Genomic DNA, 15827 nt, shown 5'->3' on the forward strand with positions numbered 1-15827 from the left:
GGAGTGAAGAACTAATGTCGTTACTTATTAACAGTTCAAGCTTAGGTAATATCATTATCGTAACTGGCTCTTTTATTCTTTTACTTGTTCTCATTAAAGTATTTGCATGGGAACAAATGACAGGAATTTTTGCAGCACGTGAAACAAAAATTGCGTCTGATATTGATAATGCTGAGAAAGCTAGAAAATCTGCAGAAGACTTAGAAGCTAAACGTCAAGTTGAATTATCATCTGCTAAAGATGAAGCAAATCAAATTATTGATAATGCTAAGCAAATTGGTCAAGCAAAAGGTGATCAAATGATTACTGATGCTAAAGATGAGATAGGACGTTTAAAAGCTAAGGCAAATCAAGATATTGAACAAAGTAAAACTGAAGCTCTTTCAAGTGTAAAAGGGGAAGTTGCTGATTTAACAGTTTTATTAGCTGAAAAAATTATGTCAACTAATCTTGATAAAGAAGCACAATCTAACTTAATTGACAATTACATTGATAAGTTAGGAGAAGCTTAATGGATAAAAAAACACAAGCTCTTGTTGAGCAATATGCAAAGAGTCTTGTTGAAGTTGCAGTTGAACATAACTGTGTATCCGAGCTTAAGTCAGAAGTAACTGAGTTAATTTCTGTTTTTGAGACAACTGAACTTGATCAACAATTATCAAGTTTAGCAATTTCACATGACAATAAAGAAAAATTAGTTAGATTACTTCAAGAGTCTTGTTCTAGATTTATGAACAATTTTCTTGAGGTTATTTTACAAAATGAGCGTGAAGCATATCTCTATCAAATTCTGAAGTTAAGTTTGACTTTATTTGCAGAAGTAACCAAATCTTTTGATGTTAAAGTGACTACAGCTGTTCCCCTTAATGAGGATCAGAAATCTCGATTATTAAAAGTTGTGGCTCAAAAGTTCAACTTTAAATCGAATTATTTGATTGAAGAAATTGATCCTTCAATAATTGGTGGATTTGTGTTGTCAGCAAATAATCAAATTATTGATACAAGCATTCGCACTCAATTACAACAATTAAAAACAAATTTAAAATAGAAAGTGGTGTGACTTTTGGCAATTAATGCACAAGAAATTAGCGCTTTAATCAAAAAGCAAATTGAAAATTTTCAGCCAAATTTTGATGTCACTGAAACTGGTGTTGTCACCTACATTGGTGATGGTATCGCGCGTGCCCGTGGTTTAGATAATGCCATGAGTGGTGAGTTACTTGAATTTTCAAATGGTGCCTTTGGTATGGCACAAAACTTAGAATCTAATGATGTGGGTATCATTATTCTTGGAGATTTTTCTACAATTCGTGAAGGTGATGTTGTTAAACGTACTGGCAAAATTATGGAAGTGCCAGTAGGAGAAGCGCTCATTGGACGTGTAGTTAATCCATTAGGACAACCAGTTGATGGACTTGGAGAAATAAAAACAACAGGATTTCGTCCAGTTGAAACACCAGCACCTGGTGTTATGGAACGTAAATCTGTTTCTGAACCATTACAAACTGGTCTTAAAGCAATTGATGCACTTGTACCAATTGGACGCGGACAACGTGAGTTAATCATTGGTGACCGCCAAACCGGTAAAACATCTGTTGCCATTGATGCTATTTTGAATCAAAAGGGACAAGATATGATTTGTATATATGTCGCTATTGGTCAAAAAGAATCAACTGTTAGAACACAAGTCGAAACCTTACGTAAATTTGGTGCACTAGATTACACTATTGTTGTGACTGCATCTGCATCACAACCTTCACCATTACTTTTCATTGCACCTTATGCTGGTGTTGCAATGGCTGAAGAATTTATGTATAACGGAAAACATGTCCTAATTGTTTATGATGATTTATCAAAACAAGCGGTGGCTTATCGTGAACTTTCATTACTATTACGTCGTCCACCGGGTCGTGAAGCATATCCAGGTGATGTTTTCTATCTACATAGTCGTTTACTAGAACGTTCTGCTAAAGTTTCCGATGCCTTAGGTGGTGGTTCAATTACAGCCTTGCCGTTTATTGAAACACAAGCTGGTGATATTTCTGCATATATTGCAACAAATGTTATCTCAATCACTGATGGTCAAATTTTCTTACAAGAAAATCTCTTTAATTCAGGTATTCGTCCAGCTATTGATGCAGGGTCTTCTGTATCACGTGTTGGTGGATCAGCTCAGATTAAAGCTATGAAAAAAGTTGCTGGAACATTGCGTCTTGACTTAGCGTCTTATAGAGAACTTGAAGCATTTACACAGTTTGGTTCTGATTTGGATGCGGCAACTCAGGCTAAATTGAACCGTGGTCGTCGTACTGTTGAAGTACTTAAACAACCACTTCATAAACCACTTCCAGTTGAAAAACAAGTTGTGATCTTATATGCATTGACACATGGATTCTTAGATGATGTTCCTGTAAATGATATTCTTGCATTTGAAGATGCTTTATACACTTATTTTGATGCTCATTACGAAAACCTTTTTGAAACGATTCGTACAAGCAAAGATCTTCCTGATGAAGCAGAATTAGATGCCGCTATTAAAGCATTTAAAGATCAATCAAACTTTAAATAACAAAGGAGGATACTAATATGGTAGGCTCCCTAAGTGAAATTAAAGGAAAAATCCTTTCAACAGAAAAAACAAGTAAAATAACAAGTGCTATGCGTATGGTTTCATCAGCAAAACTAGTGAAATCTGAGCAATCAGCACGTGACTTTCAAACTTATGCTTCTAAAATTCGTCAAATTACTACAGACTTGTTAGAATCTGAATTAACACAAGGCTCTGATAATCCAATGTTGGCTTCAAGACCAGTGAAGAAAACTGGTTATATTGTCATCACTTCTGATAAAGGATTAGTAGGAGGCTATAATTCAAAGATTTTGAAGGCTGTCATGGATATGATTGATGAATATCATAGTAGTGAGGACTACGCTATCATTTCAATAGGTGGGGTTGGTTCTGACTTTTTCAAAGCACGTCATATTAATGTTGCTTATGAATTACGTGGATTAGAAGATCAACCTAGTTTTGAGCAAGTTGGTCAAATTATTTTACAATCTGTTGAAATGTATAAAAATGAATTATTTGATGAGCTATATGTCTGTTATAACCATCATGTAAATAGCATTACAAGTCAAGTTCGTGTTCAACAAATGCTTCCAATTACTGAATTAGATGCTAATGAAGCTTCTGATGAAGGCGTGACAGGATTTGAATTAGAGCCAAATCGTGATCAAATCCTTGAACAACTTTTACCTCAGTATACAGAAAGCTTAATCTATGGAGCTATTATTGATGCAAAAACTGCTGAACACGCTGCGGGTATGACAGCAATGCAAACAGCTACTGACAATGCCAAAAATGTTATCAATGATTTAACAATCCAGTATAACCGTGCGCGTCAAGCTGCCATTACGCAAGAAATTACCGAAATTGTTGCTGGTGCCAATGCGCTAGAATAATAAAGTAACTTGATAAAAAATAAAATAACAAAGAGGAGAAACACATGAGCTCAGGCAAAATTGCTCAGGTTATTGGTCCAGTTGTAGACGTTATGTTTGCAAATGGTGAAAAATTACCTGAGATTAATAATGCATTGATTGTCTATAAAGACGGTGAGAAAAAACAAAAAGTTGTTCTTGAAGTCGCTCTTGAACTTGGTGATGGTCTTGTTCGTACAATCGCCATGGAATCAACTGATGGGCTTACTCGTGGATTAGAAGTTCTTGATACTGGTCGTGCTATTAGTGTACCAGTTGGGAAAGAAACACTAGGACGTGTCTTTAACGTTCTTGGTGATACGATTGACCTTGAAGAAGCATTTGCTGAAGATGCTGAACGTCAACCAATCCATAAAAAAGCACCTGCTTTTGATGAACTATCAACATCATCAGAAATTCTAGAAACAGGGATTAAAGTAATTGATTTACTAGCACCTTATTTAAAAGGTGGTAAAGTAGGTTTGTTTGGTGGTGCCGGAGTTGGTAAAACCGTTTTAATTCAAGAACTTATTCACAATATCGCACAAGAACATGGTGGTATTTCAGTATTTACTGGTGTAGGTGAACGTACTCGTGAAGGTAATGACTTATATTGGGAAATGAAAGAATCTGGTGTTATTGAAAAAACAGCCATGGTTTTTGGTCAAATGAATGAACCACCAGGAGCACGTATGCGTGTTGCCCTTACTGGTTTAACCATTGCTGAATATTTCCGTGATGTTGAAGGTCAAGACGTGCTATTATTTATTGATAATATTTTCCGTTTCACACAAGCTGGTTCAGAAGTGTCTGCACTTCTTGGTCGTATGCCTTCTGCTGTTGGTTATCAACCAACACTTGCTACTGAAATGGGTCAATTACAAGAACGTATTACTTCAACTAAAAAAGGTTCTGTTACTTCAATTCAAGCTATCTATGTCCCAGCTGATGACTATACTGACCCAGCGCCAGCAACTGCATTTGCTCACTTAGATTCAACAACTAACCTTGAACGTAAGTTAACACAGATGGGTATTTATCCAGCGGTTGATCCACTAGCTTCAAGTTCACGCGCATTAGCACCAGAAGTTGTTGGTCAAGAACACTATGAAGTAGCAACAGAAGTTCAACGTGTTCTTCAACGTTATCGTGAATTACAAGATATTATTGCCATCCTTGGTATGGATGAATTGTCTGACGAAGAAAAGACACTTGTAGGTCGTGCTCGTCGTATCCAATTCTTCTTATCTCAAAACTTTAACGTTGCTGAACAATTTACTGGACTTCCTGGTTCTTATGTACCAGTTGCTGAAACAGTTCGTGGCTTTAAAGAGATTCTTGAAGGGAAATATGATGAAATCCCCGAAGATGCATTCCGTTCAGTTGGACCTATTGAAGATGTCATTGAAAAAGCTAAAAAGATGGGATATTAATGAGGTGATATCATGACCTATATGACTGTTCAGGTGGTAACTCCTGATGGTATCAGATATGACCACCATGCTAATTTTATTTCAATACGGACACCAGATGGCGAAATGGGAATTTTACCAGATCATATCAATACGATAGCACCTCTTGATGTTCACGAAATGAAGATTCGACGTGTTGATGATGATAATCATGTGGATTGGGTTGCTATAAATGGTGGAATTCTTGAAGTTAAAGATAATTTGGTTACCATTGTAGCTGATTCTGCTGAAAGGGAACGTGATATTGACGTTTCTAGAGCAGAGCGCGCTAAACAACGAGCTGAAAGAGCTATTCAAGAAGCTGAAACGAAACACAATATTGATGAAGTAAAACGAGCAAAAGTTGCTTTACAAAGAGCTATTAATCGTATTAGTGTTGGAACAAAATAGATGATAAAAAAAGAGGGGAACCTCTTTTTTTATTTTATGACAAAATAGAATTTGTTATAATGGCATTATGAAAGATTTTACACCATTAGTTACCCTTCTAAGTCATTTAGGATTTATTTGGATTAGTCATAATTTATTAATTTCTCTTGTCAATTGGAATAGGATTATCAAAGAAACTCCTGATAACGCGAAGCAAATTAGACTCTTAATTGTTTTTATTAGTATTGCCATTGGTTATTCAGTTAGTCATTTCTTCCTTGAATGTTTCCAATTAACTCAGATTTTTTATTAGGATATCTGATAAGGTAATATCCTTAAAACTGTGATATAATCATAGTATTACTTAAGATATTGGAGAAAATTGTGGATAAATTTATTATTGAAGGTGGCCAAACGCGTCTTGAGGGGGACGTTGTTATTGAAGGTGCCAAAAATGCTGTTTTACCGTTATTAGCAGCAACGATTTTACCTAAAAATGGTAAAAGTGTCTTAAAAAATGTTCCAATTTTATTAGATGTTTTTACCATGAACAATGTGGTTAGAGGCTTAGATATTGAAGTTGATTTTGATCAAGATAATAATCAAGTAACAGTAGATGCTTCTAAACCAATAAAAGATATTGCACCTTATGAATATGTCAGCCAGATGAGAGCTTCGATTGTCGTGTTAGGGCCTATCTTAGCCCGTAATGGACATGCCAAAGTTTCTATGCCAGGTGGATGTACAATTGGAAGTAGACCCATTGATCTTCATCTAAAAGGGTTAGAAGCAATGGGAGCTAAAATCAGTCAAAGTGGTGGGGACATTACTGCAACTGCTGAACACTTAAAAGGTGCTAAGATTTATATGGATTTTCCATCAGTTGGAGCAACTCAAAATCTTATGATGGCTGCAACACTTGCTGATGGTATGACAACTATTGAGAACGCAGCTAGAGAACCTGAAATTGTTGATTTAGCTCAGTTTCTAAATAAGATGGGAGCTGATGTCAGAGGTGCTGGTACTGAAACATTAACTATTTATGGCGTTAGTGAACTTAAAGGTGCAGAACATGATGTCGTACAAGATAGAATTGAAGCTGGTACCTTTATGGTTGCTGCTGCAATGACATCTGGTAATGTATTAATTAAAGATGCTGTTTGGGAACATAATAGACCATTAATTTCTAAGTTACTAGAAATGGGTGTTTCAGTAACAGAAGAAGACAAGGGTATTCGTGTTCAATCTGATGTTAGTCAGTTAAAACCTGTCTTAGTTAAGACTTTACCACATCCTGGTTTTCCAACTGATATGCAAGCTCAATTTACAGCATTGATGGCAGTCGTAAATGGTGAATCAACGATGATTGAAACGGTCTTCGAAAATCGTTTCCAACATTTAGAAGAGATGAGAAGAATGGGTCTTCAAACTGAAATCTTACGTGAAACAGCTATTATCCATGGTGGTAAAGAACTTCAGGGTGCCCCAGTTATGTCTACAGATTTACGTGCAAGTGCCGCTTTAATTTTGACAGGAATGGTTGCCAATGGTGAAACTGTCGTTGGTAAATTAAGTCATCTGGATCGTGGTTATTATCATTTTCATCATAAATTAGCATCATTAGGTGCTTCGATCAAACGCTTTAGTGAGGATTAAGATGTCAAGTGGTTGGAAATATGTCACAAAACAACTATTACTTATTTTATTTATTGTGGTAATGTGTTTAATCTTTTTAGCAGTAGGTTTAGTTCTAGGTTATAGTGTAATGGGAGACGGATCGCATCCACTAGCAATCTTATCACCTGATAAGTGGCATTCTATCATTAGTAAATTTAGTGGAAAGTAGGGTAAACCTACTTTTTATTTCAACAAAAAGTGAGTAAAATGGCTTTTAATAAAAAACAACAAAAATCTATCATATCATTAATTGTTGTTATCGTTTCAGTAATTTTTATTGTCTTATCAAATGGTAACACCAATTCTAATAACTCAACTTTAACACAAATCTTATCATCTTATTTAGGTTTTAATCAGAGTCATTACAAACAAAATAATTCTTCAAGTCAAGAAGATACTCCAAGTCAAGCATTAGCTGAATCTGTCTTAACTAGCTCTGTTAAGCAATCACTTGGTAAAAACATTAAATGGAATGGCTATGGAGCATTTATTATTAATAATAATCAAACAGACTTGAATGCAAGTGTTTCAAGTCAACCTTATGCAGAAAACAAAACAAAAGTTGTTAATCATCAGATTGTCCCAACTGTTGCCAATGCATTACTTTCAAGAGCGACAAGACAATACAGAAATCGTTATGAAACAGAATCAAGACGAAGTAACTGGAAACCTGCAGGTTGGCATCAGGTTTATAACTTAAAAGGAGAATATGATCATGCTGTAGATAGAGGTCATCTCATAGGTTATGCACTTGTTGGAAATCTAAAAGGATTTGATGCTTCTATGACAAATGTTAATAATATTGCAACACAACTAGCTTGGGCAAACCAATCAAATAATCGCTATTCAACTGGTCAAAATTATTACGAAAGTATGGTTAGACGAGCACTTGATAGCAACAAACGAGTTCGTTACAGAGTGACTTTAATTTATGATGGCGATAATATATTGTCAAGTGGCTCTCATATAGAAGCTAAATCAGATGATGGTTCTTTGGAATTTAATGTGTTTGTTCCAAATGTTCAACCCGGTCTATCGGTTGATTACGCAACTGGTTACATTAAAGCTAATCATTCTTAATTGTCAGAATCGTTAGGATATTGTCAAATAGCTTTATTTTTGATAAAATAAATATAATTGAATAGACTTTTATAGAGACTAGTAACATTGTAGAAACTAGACAGGGAATGAGGATTATAACTGGAAGTCCTCTTAGCGAAAACATTGTGAATTCACTCAACTAATTAAAAGAAAGTAAATTAAGATCTGAAATATCAGATAAAAAACGGATGGTACCGCGTGTCAACGCTCCGATATTGGAGTTTTGACACGCGTTTTCTTTTTTAGTGATGAATTGCTCAAACGTTTTATAAAAGTTATCATCTTGATAGATGTTTTAAGAGAGGAAAAAAATGGATTTACAAGCAAAATTAGAAGAGTTAAAAAAAACAACTCAGCTAAAGTTAAAAGAAATGACAGGCCCACAAGCTAAAGAACTTCAAGATTTAAAAGTTTCTGTCTTAGGGAAAAAAGGATCATTGACCGAATTGTTAAAAGGCCTTAAAGACCTTTCAGCAGATATGCGTCCAGTTGTGGGGAAACAAGTAAATGAAGTAAGAGATGTTTTGACAAATGCTTTTGAAGAACAAGCAAAGATTGTAGAAGCAGCTAAAATCAAAGCACAATTAGATTCTGAAACACTAGATGTAACATTACCAGGACGTCAACAACATCTTGGTAATCGACATGTTTTAACTCAAATCAATGAAGAAATTGAAGATATCTTTTTGGGAATGGGCTTCCAAATTGTTGACGGTTACGAAGTAGAAAGAGATTACTATAACTTTGAGCGGATGAATTTACCAAAAGATCATCCAGCGCGTGATATGCAAGATACTTTTTACATTACTGAAGAAATTTTGCTGAGAACACACACTAGTCCAGTTCAGGCTAGAACTTTAGATAAGCATGACTTTTCAAAAGGTTCCTTAAAAATGATTTCACCTGGTCGTGTTTTTCGTCGTGACACAGATGATGCAACACACTCTCATCAATTCCATCAAATAGAAGGTCTAGTTGTTGGTGAAAATATTTCAATGGGTGATCTAAAAGGAACACTTGAAATGATTATCAAAAAAATGTTTGGTGAAGACCGTAAAATTCGATTAAGACCTTCTTATTTTCCATTTACAGAACCATCAGTAGAAGTCGATGTTTCTTGCTTCAAATGTGGTGGAAAAGGATGTAATGTATGTAAAGGAACTGGCTGGATAGAAATCCTTGGAGCAGGTATGGTTCACCCAAGTGTTCTCGAAATGTCTGGTGTAGATTCAGAAAAATACTCTGGTTTTGCATTTGGATTAGGTCAAGAACGTATTGCTATGCTTCGTTATGGAATCAATGACATCCGTGGTTTCTATCAAGGTGATGTCCGTTTTTCACAACAATTTAATAACTAAAACTTAAGAGTTAATAGTTAGTCAAAAAACGAATTTGTCATCAACTAAGTAAATAGGCAACTAATAGGTCTCAAAAGGAGATAAGATATGACACAAACTATTGAAATTGTACCTGTAAAGTTGGAAGAACTACCTCAATTAAGTGAACTAGCTAAAGTAACTTATACTGAAACATTTGGCGATCACATGACAAAAAAACAACTAGATGATTTTTTTGAAGAATCTTATTCATTATCTGTTTTAGAAAAAGTATTAAATGATTCTGAATCGATTGTGCGTTTTTTAAAAGTCAATGGTGACATTGCTGGGTATTTAAAACTTAATTGGGGAAAATCACAGACAGAACACGAACTAGAAGATGCATTTGAAATTCAACGAATTTACATTTTACGCCAATACCAAGGACATGGATTAGGGAATAAACTTTTTCAATATGCTATGGAAAAAGCCTATGAATCCAAAAAATCTTGGGCTTGGCTTGGTGTTTGGGAGCATAATATTAAAGCACAAGGCCTTTATCGTAAAAATGGTTTTGAGCGGTTTTCAGAGCATCATTTTATAACTGGTGATTTAGTTGAGACTGATTGGTTAATGAAAAAATCATTGAAGTAAAAAAGGAAAAAATAATGTTAGTATCATATAAATGGTTAAAAGAACTTGTAGATGTCACTGTTGATCCATCTGAATTAGCAGAAAAAATGTCAACTACAGGAATTGAAGTAGAAGGTGTTGAATCACCCTCAGAAGGATTATCTAAATTAGTAGTAGGTCATGTTGTTTCATGCCAACCTGTACCAGAAACACATCTAAATTTATGTCAGGTCGATACAGGTGATGACGATTTAAGACAAATTGTCTGTGGCGCACCCAATGTCAAAGAAGGTATCAAAGTTATTGTTGCCTTACCAGGTGCAAGAATTGCTGATAATTATAAAATCAAAAAGGGAAAAATCAGAGGCTTAGAGTCTTTAGGGATGATATGCTCTTTACAAGAACTAGGATTATCAGATTCTATCATTCCAAAAGAATTTTCTGATGGTATTCAAATTTTACCAGAAGACGCTATTCCAGGTGAGAGTATTTTTCCATATTTGGATTTGGATGACGAAATTATTGAATTAGCCATTACTCCTAATCGTGCAGATGCTTTATCAATGCGTGGTGTTGCTTATGAAGTAGCAGCAATCTATGATAAGAAAGTTCATTTTCCATCTAAAACCTTAAAAGAAGTTGATAAAAAAGCACATGATTTGATAGAAGTCACAATTGAAAGTGAAAAGGTGCCATTTTATGCCAGTCGCATTGTTGAAAATGTCACTGTAAAACCAAGTCCTCAATGGTTGCAAAATCTTTTGATGAATGCTGGTATAAGACCGATCAATAATGTTGTTGATGTCACCAATTATATTCTTCTTTATTTTGGTCAACCTATGCATGCTTTTGATTATGATAAATTTGAAGCTAAAGTAATCAAACCAAGAGATGCCAGAGAAGGTGAATCTTTAGTTACACTTGATGGTGAAGAAAGACAATTAACAAGTGAAGATGTTGTTATCACGATTGCTGATAAACCAGTTGCAGTGGCTGGTGTTATGGGTGGACAATCAACTGAGATTGATGAACAATCAAAAACAGTTGTCCTTGAGGCTGCTTTATTTAATGGGAAGTCAGTTCGTAAAACAAGTAGTCGACTCAATTTACGTTCTGAATCCTCTTCACGATTTGAAAAAGGGATTAACACAGATACTGTTTTAGAAGCATTAGACTACGCAGCTGCTTTATTGACTGAATTAGCAGATGGTCAAGTTTTATCTGGCATCATTTCTGATGGGAAATTGCCTGATCAAGATGTTAAAGTATCTTTAAGTTTAGATTATGTTAATGTTCGTTTAGGTACTCAGTTGACATACGCAGATATTGAAAAAGTATTCCAACAACTTGGATTTGATATTGAAGGTAATGATCAACATTTTACAGTTACAGTTCCAAAAAGACGTTGGGATATTAGTATACAAGCTGATTTAGTTGAAGAAATTGCACGTATATATGGATACGATAATTTACCAACAACACTTCCAGAAGCAGGTGGAACTGCAGGGGCATTAACAAAAGCACAGCAATTAAAACGTCAAGTGCGCCGTATTGCTGAAGGAACAGGATTAACTGAGATTATCTCTTATGCTTTAACAACACCAGAGAAAGCGACTGCATTTACAGTCAAGCCTAGTCATTTAACTGAGTTAATGTGGTCAATGTCTGTAGAACGTTCTGTTTTAAGACAAAATATGGTTTCTGGTATGTTAGATACTGTTGCTTATAATGTTGCTCGAAAACATAAAAATGTCGCTATTTATGAGATTGGAAAAGTATTTGAGCAAGAACATAATCCAAAAGAAGACTTACCAAATGAATTAACACATTTCGCTTTTGCTTTGACAGGATTAATTTCTGAAAAAGATTTCCAAACAAGTGCTATTGCAGTTGATTTCTTCTATGCTAAAGGAATTGTTGAAGCTTTATTTGATAAATTACAGTTATCAGTAACCTTCACACCATCTTCTGAATTGGCAGACATGCATCCTGGACGCACAGCTTTAATTCAACTAGACAATCAAATAATTGGTTTTATTGGACAAGTGCATCCTCAAACTGCAAAAGCTTATGATATTGCTGAAACCTATGTTGCAGAAATTGATTTGACAGCAGTTGAGAATACTTTAAGACCTGCAAAAACTTTTGAAGAAATCACAAAATACCCTTCTGTTTCAAGAGATATTGCTTTGCTAATTGATCAAGAAATTAGTCATCAAGATATCACGACAGTCATTCATGAAGTTGGGATTAACTCTTTAAATTCAATTAAATTATTTGATATTTATCAGGGTCAATCCATTGAAAATGGTAAAAAGTCAGTAGCATATAGTTTGACATTCCAAAAATCTGATAGTAATTTGACAGATGAAGAAGTTGCACGTTATATGGGAAAAATAACCAAAGCACTAAGTGAAAAACTAAATGCACAAATCAGATAAAGGTTAGAATCTAGAATTTCTAGATTCTTTTGCTCATTATCGAAAGGAAGTACAAAAATGTATCAAACAAAAATTTCAGGTGACACTTATTTTCATGCACAATCTGAAGGATATGGTAAATCTATTGAATTATTTTGGGAAACAAAAGATGGCGATACACCAATGAGTTTGATGACTATTGCATTAGGATCTTGCGTTACCATGTGTCTACAAAGCTATTTTAAAAAGAAAAAAGGACTTGATACATTAGATATCATTGTTGAAACAACTTATGAGGATAGACATTTTGATTTAAAGATAGATTTACCTGATTTGGTAAAGGATACCAATCAAGATGAATTGACTAATTTTATCAATAATTATTGTCGGGTCAAAAAAGTGTTAGCTGATGATATTACCTTTAGTCTAAAATACCTATAATAAAAAGATACCCTTGGGTATCTTTTTATTATTAATTGCCTCAACACTATGTTATAATTGTTTGATAATTAAAAGGAGATTTTATGTTTTTAGCACTTAATGAAATGCGTCATTCAAAATTACGCTACAGCTTAATCTTTGGTTTGCTCTTCTTGGTAGCTTACTTAATGTTCTTTCTAACAGGTTTAGCTTATGGCTTGATGCAAGAAAATCGATCTGCTGTTGATAAATGGGAAGCAAGTTCTGTTTTATTAACTAGGGATTCAAATAGTACTTTGACTTTATCAATGTTTGATGAGTCATTAATCAAAAAAGTTGATGCTGATAAAAAAGCACCTTTAGCTCAATTAAGTACGGTATCTTGGACTAAGAAAGATCCTAAAGACAGTGATAAAGCTAAAGTTAGTTTTTTTGGTATCGATAAATCCAGTTTCTTAGCACCACATATTGAAAAAGGGAGAATGTTTAAGTCTGAGCATGAAGCAGTTATTGATAAGACTTTAGCTGATGAATATGATTTTAAAATTGGTGATAAGATATCTTCAACAAATTCTAGCAAAACGTTTAAAATAGTAGGGTATACTTCTGGTGCTAAATTTAGTGTTTCACCAGTTATTTATACATCTCTAAAAGGTTTTGAATCTTTAAAATTTAATGCTATGTCTAAAAAACCTGGCTCTAGTATTAATGCTTTAGTGATAAAAGGTAAGCTGAAGGACTACCCAAAAGATGATTTACAAGAGTTTCCAATTAAAACCTTTATTAATAAACTACCAGGCTATAATGCACAAGTCATGACCTTTGGCTTTATGATTGTTTTCTTAATTGTCATTTCTGCAATTATTATTGGTATTTTTATGTATGTTTTAACCATTCAAAAAGCTCCTATTTTTGGTGTTATGAAAGCTCAAGGAATTGCTAATAAAACAATTGCCAGCGCTGTTTTGATGCAAACATTCATTTTGAGTGCACTTGGTAGTGCTATAGGATTACTTGGAACATGGTTAACCTCATTAGGATTGCCAAGTGCAGTTCCATTCCAAAGTAATTGGCTATATTATGGTGTTATTTTTGTAGCTATGGTTGGATTTGCTTTATTAGGAACACTTTTCTCAATTATTGCAATTATTAAAATTGATCCATTGAAATCAATAGGTTAGGGGGATATGATGACAGTATTAGAATTTAAAAATGTTGAAAAAACCTTTAAAGATGGTGATCAAGTCATTAAAGCCTTAAAACCAACTAACTTCAGTATTGAAGAAGGTGAATTTGTTGCCATCATTGGACCATCTGGTTCTGGAAAATCAACCTTTTTAACTATTGCGGGTGGGTTACAGACACCTTCTAAAGGTCAACTTTTTGTTAATGAAAAAGATTATTCAAACTTATCAGAGAAGAAAAGGTCGTCCCTTAGATTTAAAGATATTGGCTTTATTTTACAAGCATCAAATCTAATTCCATTTTTATCCGTTAAACAACAATTAGAGTTAATTGATCGTCTGAATAAACAGGAAAATAAAGAAAAACGTCATAAACTTTTTGAAGAACTAGGAATTTCGTCATTACAAAATAAATTACCTCAAGACTTATCTGGTGGAGAGAGACAAAGAGTTGCTATTGCTAGAGCGCTTTATAATGAGCCATCTCTTATATTGGCAGATGAGCCAACAGCAAGTTTGGATACAGATCGTGCCCTTGAAGTTGTTGATTTGCTAGCAAAAGAAAGTAAGGACTACAAAAAAGCTATCATTATGGTAACACATGATTTACGCATGATAAAAAAATGCGATAAGGTTTATACCATTAAAGATGGTCAATTAAACTTGGAAGAAAACCAACATAAAAAAGCATAACCATGTTATGCTTTTTTATAATTTACCATAATCAAGTGCAAATGTGTCTCCATGATTGATATCGCCATATTGGAAACCACGATCAAACCATCTTTGCCGCTGTTCAGAAGTACCATGAGTAAAACTATCAGGAACACTTTTGCCATAAGCTTCTTTTTGAAGAGTATCATCGCCAACAGCATGTGCTGCTTGCATTGCTTCGTTGATATCACCTTTTTCAAGGAGATTCTGTCCCTGTACATAATTTGCCCAAACACCAGCATAATAATCAGCCTGTAGCTCTAATTTAACATTTAATTGATTTGCTTGAGCTTCTGATTTTCTTTGACGTGCTTTAGCATAATCAGTCATTGTACCCAACTCATTTTGAACATGATGTCCTACTTCATGAGCAATGACATATGCCATAGCAAAGTCACCTTTAGCTCCGTACTTTTGAGATAATTCATCGTAAAAAGAAATGTCAAGATAAACCTTTTGATCGGCGGAACAATAAAATGGTCCTGCAGAAGCTTGTCCAATTCCACAACCAGTTTGAATACTATCAGTATATAAGACTAATTTAGGGTCATGATAGTTTAGACCTTCTTTTTTAAATTCTGATGTCCAAAAATCTTCGGTAGAAGCAAAGACCTTACTGACAAATTGTATTTGCTCATTACTTGCATCAGCATTATTGGTCTGTGTTACTTGTGTAGATTGATAAGAGCTACTGTTACTGGAAGATTGGTCTCCAGTAAAAATACCACTCAATCCACCACCTCCAAATACTAAAAGTAGTAGAAGTAAAACTAATTTTGTTTTCCAGCCACCTCTTGAAAAGAGTAATTGAAGTAATAAATTGGAGCTACCTCCACCAGTACTATAATTTGAAGATTGTCCTCTACGATCTTCAACATTTTGACTTTCTCTTAATTTATCTGTCTTCATCCAAAAACCTCATTCTTTTTCTAAATCTATTATACTCAATTATTATTAGAAATGCTTAAAAATGTAATTGAAACCGCTTGAAATTTTACTAAGAAACAAAAAGACGTAGATTTGATATAATAGGAATAAGTT

At 34.3% G+C, this 15827-nt stretch carries 17 protein-coding genes; 16 read left to right on the forward strand and 1 reads right to left on the reverse strand.

Annotated features, from left to right (window positions below; translation table 11 throughout):
- Nucleotides 1-14 precede the first annotated feature (14 nt).
- The 16 genes from atpF to STRUR_RS04445 all read left to right on the forward strand — a co-directional run bounded on the left by atpF (nt 15) and on the right by STRUR_RS04445 (nt 14765).
- Nucleotides 15-512 (forward strand): F0F1 ATP synthase subunit B, encoded by a 498-nt coding sequence (atpF, locus tag STRUR_RS04375; RefSeq protein ID WP_006740431.1) that lies wholly within the window; start codon nt 15-17, stop codon nt 510-512.
- A complete protein-coding gene (locus STRUR_RS04380) occupies nt 512-1048 on the forward strand; it encodes a F0F1 ATP synthase subunit delta (RefSeq protein ID WP_006739810.1) in 537 nt (178 codons plus the stop codon). The genes atpF and STRUR_RS04380 overlap by 1 nt, the downstream gene beginning before the upstream one ends.
- A gap of 15 nt (nt 1049-1063) precedes the next feature.
- A complete protein-coding gene (atpA, locus tag STRUR_RS04385) occupies nt 1064-2569 on the forward strand; it encodes a F0F1 ATP synthase subunit alpha (RefSeq protein WP_006740256.1) in 1506 nt (501 codons plus the stop codon).
- 17 nt (nt 2570-2586) lie between these two features.
- Nucleotides 2587-3462 (forward strand): F0F1 ATP synthase subunit gamma, encoded by an 876-nt coding sequence (locus STRUR_RS04390; protein ID WP_006738825.1) that lies wholly within the window; start codon nt 2587-2589, stop codon nt 3460-3462.
- A gap of 44 nt (nt 3463-3506) precedes the next feature.
- On the forward strand, nt 3507-4913 hold the full coding sequence (gene atpD, locus STRUR_RS04395) for a F0F1 ATP synthase subunit beta (protein WP_006739325.1): 1407 nt from the start codon (nt 3507-3509) through the stop codon (nt 4911-4913).
- Between the two features lie 12 nt (nt 4914-4925).
- Nucleotides 4926-5342 (forward strand): F0F1 ATP synthase subunit epsilon, encoded by a 417-nt coding sequence (locus tag STRUR_RS04400; protein ID WP_006739343.1) that lies wholly within the window; start codon nt 4926-4928, stop codon nt 5340-5342.
- 67 nt (nt 5343-5409) lie between these two features.
- Nucleotides 5410-5634, forward strand: coding sequence for a DUF1146 family protein (locus STRUR_RS11260; protein WP_006739940.1), 225 nt, complete (start codon nt 5410-5412; stop codon nt 5632-5634).
- Between the two features lie 71 nt (nt 5635-5705).
- The gene (gene murA / locus STRUR_RS04405) at nt 5706-6977 is read left to right on the forward strand and encodes a UDP-N-acetylglucosamine 1-carboxyvinyltransferase (RefSeq protein ID WP_006738429.1); all 1272 of its coding nucleotides are present in this window, start codon (nt 5706-5708) and stop codon (nt 6975-6977) included.
- A 1-nt stretch (nt 6978) separates the two neighbouring features.
- Nucleotides 6979-7167 (forward strand): DNA-directed RNA polymerase subunit beta, encoded by a 189-nt coding sequence (locus STRUR_RS04410; protein WP_006739007.1) that lies wholly within the window; start codon nt 6979-6981, stop codon nt 7165-7167.
- A gap of 38 nt (nt 7168-7205) precedes the next feature.
- Nucleotides 7206-8078, forward strand: coding sequence for a DNA/RNA non-specific endonuclease (locus STRUR_RS04415; RefSeq protein ID WP_006739187.1), 873 nt, complete (start codon nt 7206-7208; stop codon nt 8076-8078).
- Nucleotides 8079-8410: 332 nt separating this feature from the next.
- The gene (gene pheS, locus STRUR_RS04420; RefSeq protein WP_006739473.1) at nt 8411-9457 is read left to right on the forward strand and encodes a phenylalanine--tRNA ligase subunit alpha; all 1047 of its coding nucleotides are present in this window, start codon (nt 8411-8413) and stop codon (nt 9455-9457) included.
- 87 nt (nt 9458-9544) lie between these two features.
- Nucleotides 9545-10069, forward strand: coding sequence for a GNAT family N-acetyltransferase (locus tag STRUR_RS04425; protein ID WP_006738735.1), 525 nt, complete (start codon nt 9545-9547; stop codon nt 10067-10069).
- A 14-nt stretch (nt 10070-10083) separates the two neighbouring features.
- Nucleotides 10084-12489, forward strand: a complete 2406-nt coding sequence (pheT, locus tag STRUR_RS04430) for a phenylalanine--tRNA ligase subunit beta (protein WP_006739045.1) — start codon at nt 10084-10086, stop codon at nt 12487-12489.
- 57 nt (nt 12490-12546) lie between these two features.
- Complete coding sequence (locus STRUR_RS04435; protein ID WP_006739685.1) at nt 12547-12909, forward strand: OsmC family protein; 363 nt, start codon at nt 12547-12549, stop codon at nt 12907-12909.
- An 83-nt stretch (nt 12910-12992) separates the two neighbouring features.
- Complete coding sequence (locus STRUR_RS04440) at nt 12993-14069, forward strand: ABC transporter permease (protein ID WP_006739524.1); 1077 nt, start codon at nt 12993-12995, stop codon at nt 14067-14069.
- 9 nt (nt 14070-14078) lie between these two features.
- Nucleotides 14079-14765, forward strand: a complete 687-nt coding sequence (locus tag STRUR_RS04445; RefSeq protein ID WP_006740115.1) for an ABC transporter ATP-binding protein — start codon at nt 14079-14081, stop codon at nt 14763-14765.
- Nucleotides 14766-14780: 15 nt separating this feature from the next.
- Here the strand turns inward: STRUR_RS04445 and ypfJ are convergent, their stop codons facing one another.
- Nucleotides 14781-15695 (reverse strand): KPN_02809 family neutral zinc metallopeptidase, encoded by a 915-nt coding sequence (ypfJ, locus tag STRUR_RS04450; protein WP_006739344.1) that lies wholly within the window; start codon nt 15693-15695, stop codon nt 14781-14783.
- Between the last annotated feature and the right edge of the window lie 132 nt (nt 15696-15827).

The sequence above is a fragment of the Streptococcus urinalis 2285-97 genome (genome assembly GCF_000188055.2).
Taxonomy (GTDB): domain Bacteria; phylum Bacillota; class Bacilli; order Lactobacillales; family Streptococcaceae; genus Streptococcus; species Streptococcus urinalis.

Coding starts and splice junctions, on each gene's coding strand:
- atpF (WP_006740431.1), top strand. CDS start 15: ATGTCGTTACTTATTAACAGTTCAAGCTTAGGTAATATCATTATCGTA.
- STRUR_RS04380 (WP_006739810.1), top strand. CDS start 512: ATGGATAAAAAAACACAAGCTCTTGTTGAGCAATATGCAAAGAGTCTT.
- STRUR_RS04390 (WP_006738825.1), top strand. CDS start 2,587: ATGGTAGGCTCCCTAAGTGAAATTAAAGGAAAAATCCTTTCAACAGAA.
- atpD (WP_006739325.1), top strand. CDS start 3,507: ATGAGCTCAGGCAAAATTGCTCAGGTTATTGGTCCAGTTGTAGACGTT.
- STRUR_RS04400 (WP_006739343.1), top strand. CDS start 4,926: ATGACCTATATGACTGTTCAGGTGGTAACTCCTGATGGTATCAGATAT.
- STRUR_RS11260 (WP_006739940.1), top strand. CDS start 5,410: ATGAAAGATTTTACACCATTAGTTACCCTTCTAAGTCATTTAGGATTT.
- STRUR_RS04410 (WP_006739007.1), top strand. CDS start 6,979: ATGTCAAGTGGTTGGAAATATGTCACAAAACAACTATTACTTATTTTA.
- STRUR_RS04415 (WP_006739187.1), top strand. CDS start 7,206: ATGGCTTTTAATAAAAAACAACAAAAATCTATCATATCATTAATTGTT.
- pheS (WP_006739473.1), top strand. CDS start 8,411: ATGGATTTACAAGCAAAATTAGAAGAGTTAAAAAAAACAACTCAGCTA.
- STRUR_RS04425 (WP_006738735.1), top strand. CDS start 9,545: ATGACACAAACTATTGAAATTGTACCTGTAAAGTTGGAAGAACTACCT.
- pheT (WP_006739045.1), top strand. CDS start 10,084: ATGTTAGTATCATATAAATGGTTAAAAGAACTTGTAGATGTCACTGTT.
- STRUR_RS04435 (WP_006739685.1), top strand. CDS start 12,547: ATGTATCAAACAAAAATTTCAGGTGACACTTATTTTCATGCACAATCT.
- STRUR_RS04440 (WP_006739524.1), top strand. CDS start 12,993: ATGTTTTTAGCACTTAATGAAATGCGTCATTCAAAATTACGCTACAGC.
- STRUR_RS04445 (WP_006740115.1), top strand. CDS start 14,079: ATGACAGTATTAGAATTTAAAAATGTTGAAAAAACCTTTAAAGATGGT.
- ypfJ (WP_006739344.1), bottom strand. CDS start 15,695: ATGAAGACAGATAAATTAAGAGAAAGTCAAAATGTTGAAGATCGTAGA.